Here is a 13,885-nt window from a genome sequence, read left to right as displayed (position 1 = left end):
AACGCGCACGATCGGAATGTGCTCGTTCGACGCGCGCAATCGAGGATCAACCAGGCTGTCCTTGACAAGAAAGTATGGAATTGGAAAGAGGCGCGCAGTGGGAGACCATCTAACCTGCCTTCATGGGAGAAGAGAGAAAAGCGATAGGCACTCAGGCGAGAAAAGACTCGCGCCCCATTTTATTTGCCCGACAGCGTGAAGTTGGTAATCAACGTTGGGTTCAAAATGCAGTTTCATGGCGCTTCCCTAGAAATGGCGTGCAGGATTTTCAACTTGAGCGCCTCGTTCTCGGAATCCTCTTGCAGGTGAGCGATAATCACTTCGAGTAACAGGTCTTTGTCGATATTGCCTGCCGCTACATGATAACTAATATTTTCCATCTCACGAATGAAGCTGCCGGCACAATACAAATAGCCGTTCAACAGCAACATCTGAGCGCAGAGCGTGATGGCAATCCGCTTGTTCCCATCCTGAAAGCAGTGGAACTTGCAAGCGCTGAAAAATAGGTGGGTTAGTTTTTCCTCAAAGCTCGGGTAATAGTCATCGTTCTGGATGTTCTGGAGCACGCTGTCCAGCGTTCCAAGTTCGAGGTGGCCCAGAGCCCCACCTCCACTGACTTCCACCGTCTTTCGGTGAGTTTCGATTGCCTGATCAAGCGCGAGGTAAATCAGTTCCATTATTCGCGCTCTTTCAAGCGCTTCATCACGTCCTTGGCTTCTTCCAGCCGCTCGGACAATTCCCTGCTCTTCTCGCCCAGAAAGCGCTCATAGTCTTCCCGCTGCACGGGGGTGACATATTCCTTGAGCTGGAGGTGCAGCGCATCGCGGAAGGCCAAATCCCGACTGGCCATTTTCATCCGCGCTTTCTCGATCAGCGGTTTCCAGTGGGCTTGGGCTTCAAAAATCTTGAATAGCGCATCCACTTCCCAATGAGTAAGTTTGCGTCCCCGTGCCTTAATTTCCTGCTGAAGCATGTCGCCAAAGCCGCACTCGTAAGCGGCAATTAAGTCGAGCACCTCGGCATAGAACGTATCGCGCACACTATCCTGTTTCCCGAGCCTGAGAATCTTGCGGTATTCATGCGCCTTTTCCCTGAAGATACTGACGTAAATCTTGTCCGTGTAAACGGCATATTTGAAATTCCCCATTTCCACACAGTCTCTCAACGCATCGGTGAACTGCTTGCGATAGTTTTCCTCCACAAACGCCGACTGCAGGAAGTCCTCATCCCGCTGGTTGATATACTTGGTTCCACCCCCGGTACGGCGATTGATCGTGTCCATCACGATGTCCAGGATAGCTTGACGCAGTAGCTTGGCTCGGTTGCTTTCCGAAACCAGCATGGCCAGGTTCAAAAAAGCCCGAAAGTCGAAAACCCCCAGCTGAGGAGTCTTGGCGATGTTCCCGAAATCGGTTTCGGGAACATCCAGACGCTGAATAGCTTCTTTCAATGTTTTCAGTCGGTTACCCTTCAACACCTCATAGCCGTTTCTGGCTAATTCATCAGCATGCTGCTCCAGGTAATTTTCGATGGTGCGAAGGGTCACCTCGAAAAAAGCCGCCACCTGCTCCTTAAGCACGACCATCTTGCCTTCGAAAGGAATGCCTTGAACCCCCGCCGCCTTCTCGATCTCCACCAGCGCGTACGGGTTGTTGAGAATGTTTTGTCGATCAACGGCCGAATTGGTCAGGTCTTTACTCATGATCTCCCCCTACAGACCCCACGTGAGCTTCATCTGACCCCGCAGGCAAAGAAATCGTCGCGGGACTTGAGAAAATCTTGTGCATAGCGATGTCTGCGTCAGCCTCGGCTTGGGTCAACATAAGCTCTCTCCCCTGGTAACCCGTGAATCGACCTAGAGACATCCTTCATCCAGGAAACTGTAATAGCCCCTCCGGTTAAAGATGATGTGATCGAGAAGCTCAATGCCAACAATCTCTCCGGCTTGTTTGATTTGCTTGGTTGCGTCTCTATCAGACGAAGAGGGCTCGAGGCTTCCCGCCGGGTGGTTATGAGCCACGATGATACCTGAAGCGCGGTCTGTCAGCGCATCAGCAAAGACTTCTCGAGGATGTACTGGACTGCGGTCTATTAACCCGATCGACACGACTCGCACGTTCAGGACTTCGTTGGCTCCGTTAATGGTGATGGACAGGAAATGCTCTTGCTTGCGGTCGGCAAAATGCCGAATTAAAGGAAGGACATCCGCTGGCGTACTAATCTTCAAGCCCTCTGGCTTAATACGCCGACGAGCGAACTCAATGGCAGCAAGCACCAACGTGGCTTTTGCTTCTCCAATACCCTCAAATGTCGTCAAGTCTTCAGTGCGAAGACGCAGCCCTTTTTCGTCTATGACACGGACTAAGTGAGCTGCGAGGGTCATCACATCCATTCGGGCTGTGCCCTTGCCTAGAAGAACGGCCAGCAGCTCTTGATCATTGAGTGCGTTCGCCCCCTTTGCGACGAGCTTTTCCCTGGGCCGGTCATGTTTAGGGATTTGATCTATTCGCTTGCTCATAGGCTCATGCAGCAGATGACAGGTGAGTATGAATCACCGTGACGGCCATGATGTCGAAGATGCCGCCAGTGTCGGTGTATTTCGGGTCGGCGAGTTCATCATAACGTCCGCGTGCATCGTAGGTCGTCTGGATGTCCCCGTTCACCTGTCCGCGATACGGGCCTTCGAGATAGATGCGGTCTTCGCGATGTGCTTGGACGGTGGTGCGGATGGCCGGGTCGGCGATCTTCTCTTCCGTCACCTGTTTGATGTAGAGCGCCTCCTCGTCCGTGATATCGAACTTGGCGCGGATCTGCGCGATCACGTCCTGCACGGACACCTTCACCGACACCGGGCCTGCGCCACCTTTTCCTTTGCCCGGCTGGAGCTTCACCGGGCCACCGCTGGTCATCACTCCCTGATACTGCACCGCCGCCTTCGTGACCATGGTGGCGCGAATCTGCTTCATCAGGTCGGACACGGTCCCGACCTTGATGAGCTGCGGACCGACCCATTCTGCGAAGGTGACGAACTCTTGAATCTCCGGCGAGTAAGTGAAGAAGCAGGTGAGGAAATGAAAACTCTTCACGAAGCGGGCCAGCAGATAGACGAACGCCTTACGCGCTTCCCAATCGGTGAGCTTCGCCTGAAAGCGCGTCCGCAGGGCGTTCACTTGGAATTGCACCTGCGCATCCGTCCCGCTCTTGAGCAGCGCGAGTACGTCGGCGGCGTCCTTCTGGGTGAAGACGCCTGCGGCCAGAATCTCCGCGTGCAGTTTCGGACAGGTTTCTTGATCCGGTTCCTCCGGCTCGAACGGCGTGCCCTTCCGATATTTCGCAAAGGCTTTCAGGATTTGCTTGGCGTTGTTGGTGAAGTCCACGACCACGACATCTTTCTTGCCATGGTGGCAGCGGTTCAGCCGCGAGACCGTCTGCACCGCGTTGCGGTCGAGGACTGGCTTGTCGAGGAACATGCCCGCGAGCAATGGCTGGTCGAAGCCGGTCTGAAATTTATTCGCGACTACCATGATCCGGTAGTCGTCGCCCTCGAAACGGTCTTCAATCAACTCGCCCGGCTGCAACTCATTCACAGCATGTTCGCTGATGGCCGCATTCGTCTCCGGGTGAACGAAGTCTGAGAAGGCATACAGGACCCTGTAGCCGGCACCGCGCTCCTTGAGCTTCTCCTTGATGATATTGAAATACCGCAGCCCGGCCACGCGCGACGACGTGACGATCATCGCCTTAGCCCGTCCGCCGATGAGCGGCTTCACGTCCTTCTCGAAGATGCGCAGCATCACTTCGGCCTTGTATTGGATCAGCCCGTCATCCTGAAACGCGACGTTCTGGAGCGCCTTGGACACGACGCCTTTGGGGTAGAGCTTCTCCTCGTCTGGCTTCGGGACGATGGGGCAATGCAGGTTGTAGAGCGTCTGGTAGGAAATGATGCTCGCCGCCACGTCCACGATGTAGCCCTCGGCGATGGCTTCCGCCTCGGTGTAGCTGTCGAACGGCTTGCCGAACATCGATACGGTAGCCGGTGCCGGTGTGGCGGTGAAGGCGACAAATAACTGATTCAGGTCATGCTCACGGATGACCTTAGCAATCTGCTCTTCCAGATCTTCATCGGGAGTTTCTTCGTCCGGCTCACCCTCCCTGCGGAACGGCAGGCGGATGGCTGCGCCCATCTGGCCCTCCTGCGAACGATGGGCTTCATCAATTAAGAACGCCACCCGCAGCTTCTTCAATTCCGGATTCTTCTGAATCTCCTCCAGCACCCAGGCAAACTTCTGCTGCGTGGTGACAATGATGGATTTCCGCTCCTTGAGGAAACGCGGCAGGTCGTCGGCCTTCCTTGCAATGCCCACCACATCCTTAAGGTGGGTGAACTTGTCGATGTCCTCCCGGATGTTCGTGTCGAGCGATTTGCGGTCGGTGAGGATGAAGGTGATGTCCACCAGCTTCTCGTTCGTGCCGGGCTTGAAGAGGCAGTGCAGCCGGTCGGCCAGCCAGCAGATGGAGAGCGTCTTGCCGCTGCCGGCGGAATGGTCGGCCAGATACTTTTTGCCGATGTCGCCCGCTGTGGCGAAGTGGGTCGTGATGTCCTCCGCCACCCGCCGCACCAGACGGCTTTGGTGATAGCGCGGAAAGATCGTGGAGGCCGGACGCTCAGGCTTGTCGTCCTCGGCTTCCCGCTCGGGCACGCGGACGAGGAAGAATGACAAGGCCTCCAGCAAGTGCTCCTGCGACAGCACCTCGCGGTAAAGGAACTCGACCGGATACTCGTCGGCATTCGTGGGCGTGTTGGTCAGCCCCATGTTGTGCCAGCGGAAGTTCTCCTTCTTGCGCGGGTCGGTGGCGGCCATCGCGTCGCTGGTATCGGCGGCGAGGTAGAGGAAGGGATGCTGGAAAATCTTCTGCGTATGGTCGCGCTTGGTGAACTGCGACACCGCCTCATGCACGTTCTGATTGGCCTCGTGCTTCAGCTCCAGCACCACGATGGGAAGGCCGTTGAGGTAGAAGACAAAATCAATCTCGTGGTTCGCGTCGCCGAAGTAGAAGTGCGGGCGGAAAGTGATGCGGTTCTCGGTGTATTTGGCCGCAGCGGCGCTCGCGGCGGAGCGCGGCTTGGAATAGAACAGGCGAAACTCCAGCCCGCGCACCTTGAGTCCCTGCCGGAAGAGCATCCATAGCGGCGTGTGCTCCAGTTCCTTGCGCAGTGCCTTAAAGACCTCCTCCCGCGCGTCTGTGCCGTAATCGTCCACCAGCTTCTTCAGCGTCTCGGCCTGACTGGCTTTGAGGAAGGCCCAGAGCTGGTCTTCGGCGATGAAATGCTCATGGTCCGTGATATCGGACTGCTCCAGCACGGCATACTTGTGCTCGCGGACGAGATAATCCGCGATGTGTTGCTGAAACGTCAGCTCCGGGGCTTTCTTCTTTTTAGCCATGGGCTTTAACCCACTTGATGTCCGACTCCGTGATCCGTCGCTGGCCGGTGACGCATTCGTGAATCAGTGACTTGCGATAGGCGGTCAGGATGGCGATCTGGGTTTCGATGGTTGTCACTACGCGCTTCATCTCCCCAACTTTTGTATTGAGGTGCTCACAGATGGCTCGCTGCTCGGTGACGGACGGCAGAGGTATGTGCAGCCTGCCATAACGGGTTGAATTTAGATTTGATTGCTGCACCGAAGGAATGGCCAAGCGGCGGGCGAATGCGAGAAAACCTGCACAGTTCACGACATAATTGAGGAACTCAGGAATGATGCGATGATTGACCCGTAGCCTGACAAGATACGATGCGAACGTGACTGCATCGTCCTTGGAGCCAAGGAATAACGCCGCTTTGCCAACCTGATCCGGGCTATTGGTGCGGTTGTAAAGCAGGTCGTTGTGTTCGAGAAGGAGTTCTTCGGCAACTTCACCTACGAACTCCATCTTTGAGAAAACGATTTCTCCGCCTTGAATGTTCCCCATCTTGAGCACAGGATATTTACCTTCAGGCTCACTGCTCACCGAAATTCCATAATCGAGCCGTGAGGTGACCCGTTTGATCCGAACCGCTTCCCAGCGCTCCGGTAACGCCCCGATCCAATCATGATCGATCACCCGGCATTTGGGATTGGCACTCAACCCCCTCGTGACCGCCGTTTCGATGATGCTTTCCCTCACGGCATCGAGAGTTTCGAGTTGGCGGCGTTTGGCTGCCACCGCCGCATCAATCGCCGTACAACTCGCATCCAGATACGCCGCGATGCGCAGCTGCTCTGGGAGCGGCGGGAGGAACAACCTTGTATCTTTCAAAAAACGAGAGGACACACGCTTTTGACCAGCCGCTCCCACCATATTTTCTGCTGCATAAGCCCGGTAAACTGGATTGAACGTGGCGTAATACAGAAATTGGCCGTCAACTTTGTTCCCCGCCCGAAGCACATGAAATTCGGTGCTCCCAAAGGCATAGCGTGTTGGCAGTTCCCGCACGAACGCCCCTTTTCCGTTTTCCATACAAGGAGTGATTTTCGCGAAGAGAACGTCGCCCTTTTCAAATAGAGGCAGGCCTGTTGAAATCTCCTCTAGCGGTTGCTGAATAGACACGTCAATTACGCCATCGCTGGAAAGCAGTTCCATTGGAACGACCGTGCATGGCTCATCCAATGCGGGCCATGTCTGGGAATAGTTGGGTGACAAGGTAGCCACATTGCGAATGCGACTGCGACTCCAGTCGTGCGGCATTGCGTCAAGCCATAGGTCATCTATTTGCTCAGCTATCATTTCGCCAAACCTTCCAACATCTTCTCCGCGTCCTTCTCCAGCTTCCAGAACTCCGCCAACAAGTCTTTCGCGGACGTGGGCGGCTGGTAGCGGTAGAAGTATTTGTTCGGCATAATTTCGTAGCCGAGGATCGGCTTGCCGTCTTTCTTGGTTTCTTCCCAGCGGATGATCGGCTTGGCGATTTCGCGTTTCAGGAAGGCCGCGATATCCTCGCCGTGCGGGATGTATTCGTCGTCCTGCACATAGTGCCGGTGCGTCCATTCGACGGAGAGCGTTTCGTCGGCGTCTGCGAGGGCATCCTTGAACTGCTTCGCGGCGTTGTCCTTCGCTGTGACGGTGAACTCGACGGTCTTTTCCTCGTCTTTCACTTTCACCCGCACGTGGAAGCTCAGGTCGCTCTCGTGGAAGCCCTGCTCCTTCGTCACATTCGCGGCGGTGAACGCCTTCTCGTAAGGCTCGGTGACGATGGCAGGCTGGTCATGCTTATCCGTCTGCCAGAAGACGACGCTGACCTTGTGGTAGGCAAAGTCCTCGCGCGGGAAGATTTTGACCTGCTCGTCGGTGTAGCCCTTGGCCCAGCCTTTGTTGTAGCGCTCCTCGATCCACGCGCGATGGGTGTCGGTGATGCGGTGACGTTTGTTGCCAAACGATTTCGGCTCGTTCTCGAACTGTTTGCGGGCGTCTATGAGCATCACTCGGCCCTTGTGGCTGGCGGGCTTGTCGTTCCGCAGCAGCCATACGTAGGTGAAGATGCCGGTGTTATAGAAAAGTTGATCAGGCAGCATGACTATGGCGTCGAGCCAGTCGTTCTCCAAAATCCAGCGGCGGATCTCGCTCTCGCCGGAACCGCAATCGCCATTGGAGAGGGGTGAGCCATTGAAGATGATGGCGATGCGGCTGCCACCTTCTTCGGGCGGGGCCATCTTGGCCAGCATGGTTTCCAGAAAGAGCAGCGAGCCGTCATTCACGCGGGGCATCCCAGCCTTGTAGCGGGTCTTCTCCAGCTTGCGGGCTTCCTTCTCGTAGCCGTCCTTGCCGCCCCAGGTGACGCCGAAGGGCGGATTGCTGAGCATCCGGTTGAAGCGCCACTTGGGCTCCGGCCATTGGTCGCCCGGCTCCTTGCTGTTCTTCTCATGCGGGATGAGCGAGTTGCCGAGGTGGACGGTGGCCTGCCGGTCGTTCTTGATGAGGAGGTCGGCCTGACAGACAGCGTAGTTCGTGGGGGAAAGCTCCTGGCCATGCACGGTGACGTATTTCTCGACCCGCGCCTTTTCCTCCGGCGTGTCGGCGCGCTCCAGCAAATGCTCCTTCGCCACGGACAACATGCCGCCCGTGCCACTGGCGGGATCGTAGATGGAGAGATGCTTGTCCGGAATGGGAATATCCAGCAGCTCAACCATGAGGCGGATGACTTCGCGCGGCGTGAAGTGTTCCCCGGCCTCGTCACCACTTTGTTCCGAAAAGCGCCGGAGCAACTCTTCGTAGATGTAGCCCATTTCCAACCCGGAAAGCTGGCTCGGGCCAAGTGCAAGCTCCTTGTATTGGTTCAGGATCGGGGCCAGCCGGTTGTTCTTCACCATCAGGCCGATGGTGGCGCGGTAATTGAAGTGCTCGATGATGTCGTCGACGTTCTTGGAAAAGCCGTTGATGTAGGCGCGGAAGTTCTCCTCCAGCAGCGCGTGGTCTTCCTCATAGACCGAGCGGAGCGTCAGCTCTGTCTTGTTCGAGAAAGGTGCGGTGCCTAGTTCCATGCCCTTGACCAGCTTAGCGAGTTCCTTCTCCGTGAGCTTGGGCCGGTTCTTCAGCACCTCGGTGGCCTTTTTGGTCCGCCAATCAATCAGCACACACTCCAGACGGCGAATGACGATGATGGGCAGGATGACGCTCTGATACTCGTAAGACTTGAACTTGCCGCGCAGCCGCTCCGCAGATTTCCAGATATCGGACGCGAGGTTGTCGAGCTTGGGTTTATTGAGAGAGAGAGCCACCTAGCCTCCTTTTTAGTTCCGCAGAATACCCCTTTCCCCTTGAGAAATCACCCCAGCTTGGGACGGGAAATGATTGTGTTTTCATCCCTTTGCCAATGGATCGAGCCTATCGGCATGCTGGTAGGCCCAGGCAAGCCACTGATCCGCCGGGCTTCCTGACTGAATCTCGCCATGCTTGGCATGTAGCCTGTCCTTGACCGCGGCGAGATAGGCCCGTAACTGCTGAGCTTTTGCCCAATTGGTGGCTTCCTGCTCCAAGGCCTGTCGTCTGACCAACTCCTCCTGCCGCTTTTGTGCCTCTTCCTGACGTCGCCGTTCGGCTTCACGCCTGATCTGCTCCTCCTGCTCCTGTTTCAGTCGTCGAGCCTTGGCTGCCCCTGCCACTTTCAAGAGTCCCACAATAAAATCATTGAGGCAGGTTTCGAGCTTGGCAGTCTTCCCATCGCTCCAGCTCTTCTGAAATCCGTCGATCCCCCACGCAACAATCTTCAGGAATAGTGAACTGGTCGGAATGTACAGGTAACGCTTTCGCATCCAGGATTCGAGCCGAGGGTTATTCTGGTCCGGATGAGCGATGCGCTGAAATCGTTCTTCGAGACCGAACTCGATCGGTTCTCCATCGATGCGAACTCCCAGACTCCGCTGATACCCTTCCTGAATTCCGACGTGATGACCACGGGCCTCCAGAGCCTTGAAAAGCGTGTCCATAATCCGCAACGCTCGAGCGAGACTCTTGGGGCTGACACGAATATTGAGCTGCCTGATATCACCAGACCAAATGGCCCCATAGTCGTCCACTTTGGGGGATCGCCATTCCTCCAAGTGAGCTTTCAACAAGTGATGTGGGCTTGTGAGCCGATCCGATACCTCGATTTTCTGTTCAGCAATCTGCTCTGTGTCGATGCGTTGCACGGCGTCCTCTGACATCTGCACGACAGCGTCTGGTCGAATCGTTCGATGAATCGTCGCAACCTGTTTGGTCGGGTCTGAGTTCGACGGAAGGGGAAGCGGCTTCACCGACTTGCCCGTCTCTTTCCTGCGCCAGTAGCCACGCCATGGGCAGGGAACGTTCAGTTTCTTACAGATCTTGGCCAAAGCCACATTCGAGATCCCATACTCATTAGCCACCTTCGTCATGGGCTGGGCCCAGACTTGCTCGTACAGAACCTGTCTCTCAACACGAACCGTTTGGGAATGGATGTGCATAGCAACCTCCTAGCCCGCATTATTCATGACAGTTCGTCGCGAAATCGCGCAGTCGCGTTGTGAGACGGGCACGCGGAGCCGTGAGAGCCCGAGGCGTACTTGAAGAGTACGTCGAGGGAACGAACGGCGAGCCTGCCCGCCGAAGGCTTGTCGTAGCCGCGAATCCGCGATTGCAGCAGAAGTGCTCATGAATAATGCGGACTAGTGAAGGAAGATGAATATGCGGGGAAATCAATGAGGAAGCGAAGGGAGAAAGTCAGTACATGACTTCATCACTGAATACAGGACCTTCGTGCAGCTATCCATGCACCGATCACCGCCAGGTCATGGATGTCGTCCTGTATCGACATTAGAGAGTTCTAACTGCCAGTTAACACCCTGTTAATCTTGCAATGCTAGAGTTCCGTCTGTCGGTGATCGACGCTTCGGAAATGGAATACATGACAGTAGGAGGTGGGCCGATGACTTGTCAAAAATGCAAGGGACTGATGGTGAAGGAGTGGCGACCGGATTTCTCGCAGGAAGTGGCCGTGCTCCGCTGTATCAATTGCGGCCTGGTCCTTGATCCCTTGATTGCGCAGAATCGCGTCACTCCCTCGCGCCCGAAACAGAGGGTCCTGGACGCCGCGTGATAGCTTGTTCGAGTATGTGAACCAGTTCGGTCGGTGCGGACGACTTGCCGACCCGACCGAATTGGGCAGGTGTGGACGTTGCGCTCGTGGTTAGACCGAAAACTCCGCCCATAAGAATGTATGATCTGAGGGGTCTTTTGCTCGCCGCGGCTCAACGTCCACTTCTACCCTGACGCAATGTTCCGCCAGCGGGGCCGTCGCCAGGATATGGTCGATGCGCCAGCCTCTATTCGCTTCCAACGATCCGGGGGCTCGATAATCCCAAAAAGTATACTGTTGTCTATCCGGATAGAGTTTCACGAATACATCCTGAAATCCCCATGCTAACGTCTTCTCATAAGCCCGCCGTGCGTCCTCATGATAACAAACATGTTTGAGATGTTTCTCGGGACTGTGCACGTCCATCGGCCGCGGCGCGACGTTCATGTCTCCGCACCAGACGGCAGGCTTATGTGGCGATAGATGCTTTTCGAAATACATGCGGAGCCGATCGTACCAGCCCAGCTTATATTGATACTTAGGTGAGTCGATTTCGAATCCCTGGGGCACGTAGGTATTGATGATAGGAATGCCCTTGATCACCACGCGCAGGAGCCGCGCGTCCTCCGCATCGCCCCCATCATCGAACCCGTACGCCACCGATTCCGGTTTTTCACGGCTCAAGATCGCAACGCCGTTGTAAGACTTCATGCCCCGATAGGTGATTTCGTATCCTGACTCCGCCAACGCCAGCAATGGAAACTCGCTGTCTTGGACCTTGGTTTCTTGAATACAGAGCACATCGGGCTTCTGCCGAGCCAGCCAGTCGAGCACGATGGGCAGACGCTTGCGGAGAGAGTTGGCGTTAAAGGTCGCGATTTTCATGCGCTGTTCCATGGACGATATTCAGGCGCCGCATCCTAACAAAAGACCCCATGAGGAACAAGGCGAGAGCGCCGCTTCCCTCTTCGCCTCGCGCTGAATGCTGCCTGACAAAGAATGGCCCCCGGGAGGAGCAACCTCCCGAGGGCCATGGATACTGCACCGATAGATGTCTCGCGCTTAGTGACCGGCGGCTGGAGCCGGGGCTGCTGCGGGGGCTGGAATCGCGGCCTTCATGTCCTGGCCGGCGGCCTTCATCTCTTGTCCCATGGATTGGCCGGCGGCTTTGACTTCTTCGGCCTTGCCCTTCACTTCTTCTTTCTTCGACTTCATCTTGTCCTTCGCTGCCTGACGCTTGGCTTTCATCTCCTCTTTGCGGGCCTTCATCTTGCCCTTCATCTCTTCCTTCTTGCCCTGCACGTCGGCTTTCATCGACTCTTTCTCGGCCTTCACATCGGCCTTCACATCGGCCTTCACATCGGCCTTCATCGAATCCATCGCACCTTTCACGGCATCATCGGCCATGACCAGCGAGCCGGCTCCAACCAAACACAACAAGGCAACGGACGCCACGATCAACTTCTGCATAGGGAACCTCCTGGGAGTAATAGTGAATGGGGCTTGCTTCTTGGCAAGGGAGTGCGCAGCCTGCACTCCTTTGTGAAATCTGTCAAGAACCGGTTCGAATATGTGAGCCAGTCGAATAGTCAGCCATCTTGTGCGGAGGACGACGACTCCGAATTACTTCAACCCTACCCCAGAGCCTCTTCTGGCTGCCGTTTCAATTCAATCGTCCGCTCTGCTCAAGTTTTAGTCCTGAAACAACCGATAGGGAACGTCAGGACATAGTGGGAGAATGAGTATGACGCAGGACGGTACGCAGGTCGTGGATTCTGACATTACAAACGAGGTCCGCACGCGGGTACATTCGCAACTGCGCCCGCTCTTCGATCCACAGGCCAATTCAATCCCGGCCCTGCGGGCAACCTGCCAGAAAATCCTCAATATCAGCGGAGACACCTCAAGCCCCGATGCCCTTGCAGAAGTCGTCAGCCGAGACCCGGGGTTGACGTGCAAAGTCCTGCAGATCGCCAACGGCATCGCCTACAGTCCGCAACACAGCATTACGTCCGTCGTGCATGCGGTCTCCTGGCTCGGACTGGATACGGTCCGTACGCTCGTGGCCACCGTTCAACTGATGGAGCAATTGGAACATCAGCCGGATCGTCGGCCACTCTTGGGCCGCTTGATCGCCAAAGCGCTCTTTGCTGCCGCACATGCCTCCGAACTCGGCGTAGCGATGCACTACCCTCAACCAGGGCAGCTATTCAGCGCCGCCCTCCTGTACTCCTTCGCCGATCTGGTGATCGCGTACCAAACGCCGGAATTGTTTCAAGCCCTCACCGCTGCGCGGACGCCGGAGGATGAAGCGAAGATTCTCGGCGTATCGAGAGCTCGATTTGCCACGGCTCTGGCACAGACGTGGGTCCTGCCGGCCGGCCTCATGGATCTCATCGGTACCCCGATGCCCCCGGCGAAATCCCGATGGCTGACCAGTCAACAACTGTTTGTCGGACTTGTGGCTGGCTCGAACCAATTGGTCGCCGCGATGGCCGATTCGCCGGACCCCGGCGTCGCCGACCTCATACGCCGCGCACTTCAACGAGGCACAGCCTTGACTGAACCGATCCTGCAGGACGCTTTCACCCGTGCGTTCGACAAAGGCAGGCAACTCTCCCGTTCGGTTGGAATCACCGAAATCGTCATCACTCAAGCGTCATCTCCCGTCACGGTACCGCTGGCGGTATTACCCAACAATCAGCCGGACAGCCACACCGCTCCACCGATCCAAACCCGTCCCTTGGAAACGCTGCAACAGTTCCAAGCTTCCTTGCAGGCGGCCAAAGATCTCAACAATCTTTTATCGGTTCTGGTGCATACCCTGCACGACGGCGGCGGCTTCACGCGAGTAGCTCTGGCACTTCTGAATCCGGGCGATACAGATCAACTGCTCGGCCGAGTAATTGTGGGTGTCGACCCGCCGGATCGCTATCTGGCCAGCTTCACGGGATCGCTCAGCGCTCAACACCCCTTGTTCTTGCATGTGCTGAAGGGACAAGACCCCTACTTATTCTCGAAGGCTTCCGGTGACGAGGCGCGATCTCTCAGCTCAGTGTTCAGCAAGACCTGGCGCTCCTCGTCAGCCGTTCTCGCCCCCATCCGTATCGGCATTCGGCCGATCGGACTCCTCTACGGTGACCGCGGCACCGATCCCAACCAAGTCTCACCGCAAGACCTGCAATCGTTCCAACTGTTCTTGGGCCAAGCGATACTCAGCCTCAACCGGCTGGCCGGCGTGCTTTAAGCAATCTGTCCAGGGAAAATTAAACATCTGGCAGGCTGCTCAAACGGCCTGTCAGCAAGGCCGCA

General features: G+C 56.3%; 11 protein-coding genes. 2 read left to right on the top strand and 9 right to left on the bottom strand.

Features of this window, described 5'->3' with window-relative positions; genetic code table 11:
- Window positions 1–233: 233 nt before the first annotated feature.
- From Q7U76_00525 to Q7U76_00495, 7 genes are all read right to left on the bottom strand, one after another.
- Window positions 234–677, bottom strand: a complete 444-nt coding sequence (locus tag Q7U76_00525) for a Fic family protein (protein ID MDO8354866.1) — start codon at window positions 675–677, stop codon at window positions 234–236.
- Window positions 677–1,702 (bottom strand): DNA-binding protein, encoded by a 1,026-nt coding sequence (locus tag Q7U76_00520; GenBank protein ID MDO8354865.1) that lies wholly within the window; start codon window positions 1,700–1,702, stop codon window positions 677–679. Before Q7U76_00520 ends, Q7U76_00525 begins: the two co-directional genes overlap by 1 nt.
- Before the next feature lie 153 nt (window positions 1,703–1,855).
- Window positions 1,856–2,518, bottom strand: coding sequence for a DNA repair protein RadC (gene radC, locus Q7U76_00515; protein MDO8354864.1), 663 nt, complete (start codon window positions 2,516–2,518; stop codon window positions 1,856–1,858).
- Between the two features lie 4 nt (window positions 2,519–2,522).
- A complete protein-coding gene (locus Q7U76_00510) occupies window positions 2,523–5,444 on the bottom strand; it encodes a DEAD/DEAH box helicase family protein (protein MDO8354863.1) in 2,922 nt (973 codons plus the stop codon).
- Window positions 5,437–6,624, bottom strand: coding sequence for a restriction endonuclease subunit S (locus Q7U76_00505; protein MDO8354862.1), 1,188 nt, complete (start codon window positions 6,622–6,624; stop codon window positions 5,437–5,439). The genes Q7U76_00510 and Q7U76_00505 overlap by 8 nt, the downstream gene beginning before the upstream one ends.
- Window positions 6,625–6,764: 140 nt before the next feature.
- Window positions 6,765–8,756 carry an N-6 DNA methylase gene (locus tag Q7U76_00500; GenBank protein MDO8354861.1) on the bottom strand — a complete coding sequence of 664 codons (1,992 nt, stop codon included), beginning with the start codon at window positions 8,754–8,756 and terminating at the stop codon, window positions 6,765–6,767.
- Between the two features lie 81 nt (window positions 8,757–8,837).
- Window positions 8,838–9,962, bottom strand: a complete 1,125-nt coding sequence (locus Q7U76_00495; protein ID MDO8354860.1) for a hypothetical protein — start codon at window positions 9,960–9,962, stop codon at window positions 8,838–8,840.
- Window positions 9,963–10,423: 461 nt separating this feature from the next.
- Here Q7U76_00495 and Q7U76_00490 point away from each other — a divergent pair, with 461 nt between their 5' ends.
- On the top strand, window positions 10,424–10,594 hold the full coding sequence (locus Q7U76_00490; GenBank protein ID MDO8354859.1) for a hypothetical protein: 171 nt from the start codon (window positions 10,424–10,426) through the stop codon (window positions 10,592–10,594).
- Window positions 10,595–10,684: 90 nt separating this feature from the next.
- Here the strand turns inward: Q7U76_00490 and xth are convergent, their stop codons facing one another.
- Complete coding sequence (gene xth, locus Q7U76_00485) at window positions 10,685–11,470, bottom strand: exodeoxyribonuclease III (GenBank protein MDO8354858.1); 786 nt, start codon at window positions 11,468–11,470, stop codon at window positions 10,685–10,687.
- A gap of 165 nt (window positions 11,471–11,635) precedes the next feature.
- The gene (locus Q7U76_00480) at window positions 11,636–12,043 is read right to left on the bottom strand and encodes a hypothetical protein (GenBank protein MDO8354857.1); all 408 of its coding nucleotides are present in this window, start codon (window positions 12,041–12,043) and stop codon (window positions 11,636–11,638) included.
- 274 nt (window positions 12,044–12,317) lie between these two features.
- On the opposite strand from Q7U76_00480, the gene Q7U76_00475 reads away from it, so the two are divergent.
- Window positions 12,318–13,820 (top strand): HDOD domain-containing protein, encoded by a 1,503-nt coding sequence (locus Q7U76_00475; protein ID MDO8354856.1) that lies wholly within the window; start codon window positions 12,318–12,320, stop codon window positions 13,818–13,820.
- Window positions 13,821–13,885: the final 65 nt, after the last annotated feature.

Source organism: Nitrospirota bacterium, from assembly GCA_030645475.1.
Taxonomy (GTDB): domain Bacteria; phylum Nitrospirota; class Nitrospiria; order Nitrospirales; family Nitrospiraceae; genus Palsa-1315.
The sequence above is the reverse complement of the archived record's forward strand: the minus strand, read 5'-3'. Positions and strand labels throughout refer to the sequence as shown.

Excerpts from the sequence above, each read along its gene's own strand:
- Q7U76_00525 (MDO8354866.1), bottom strand. The coding sequence starts at position 677 with ATGGAACTGATTTACCTCGCGCTTGATCAGGCAATCGAAACTCACCGA.
- Q7U76_00520 (MDO8354865.1), bottom strand. The coding sequence starts at position 1,702 with ATGAGTAAAGACCTGACCAATTCGGCCGTTGATCGACAAAACATTCTC.
- radC (MDO8354864.1), bottom strand. The coding sequence starts at position 2,518 with ATGAGCAAGCGAATAGATCAAATCCCTAAACATGACCGGCCCAGGGAA.
- Q7U76_00510 (MDO8354863.1), bottom strand. The coding sequence starts at position 5,444 with ATGGCTAAAAAGAAGAAAGCCCCGGAGCTGACGTTTCAGCAACACATC.
- Q7U76_00505 (MDO8354862.1), bottom strand. The coding sequence starts at position 6,624 with ATGGAACTGCTTTCCAGCGATGGCGTAATTGACGTGTCTATTCAGCAA.
- Q7U76_00495 (MDO8354860.1), bottom strand. The coding sequence starts at position 9,962 with ATGCACATCCATTCCCAAACGGTTCGTGTTGAGAGACAGGTTCTGTAC.
- Q7U76_00490 (MDO8354859.1), top strand. The coding sequence starts at position 10,424 with ATGACTTGTCAAAAATGCAAGGGACTGATGGTGAAGGAGTGGCGACCG.
- xth (MDO8354858.1), bottom strand. The coding sequence starts at position 11,470 with ATGGAACAGCGCATGAAAATCGCGACCTTTAACGCCAACTCTCTCCGC.
- Q7U76_00480 (MDO8354857.1), bottom strand. The coding sequence starts at position 12,043 with ATGCAGAAGTTGATCGTGGCGTCCGTTGCCTTGTTGTGTTTGGTTGGA.
- Q7U76_00475 (MDO8354856.1), top strand. The coding sequence starts at position 12,318 with ATGACGCAGGACGGTACGCAGGTCGTGGATTCTGACATTACAAACGAG.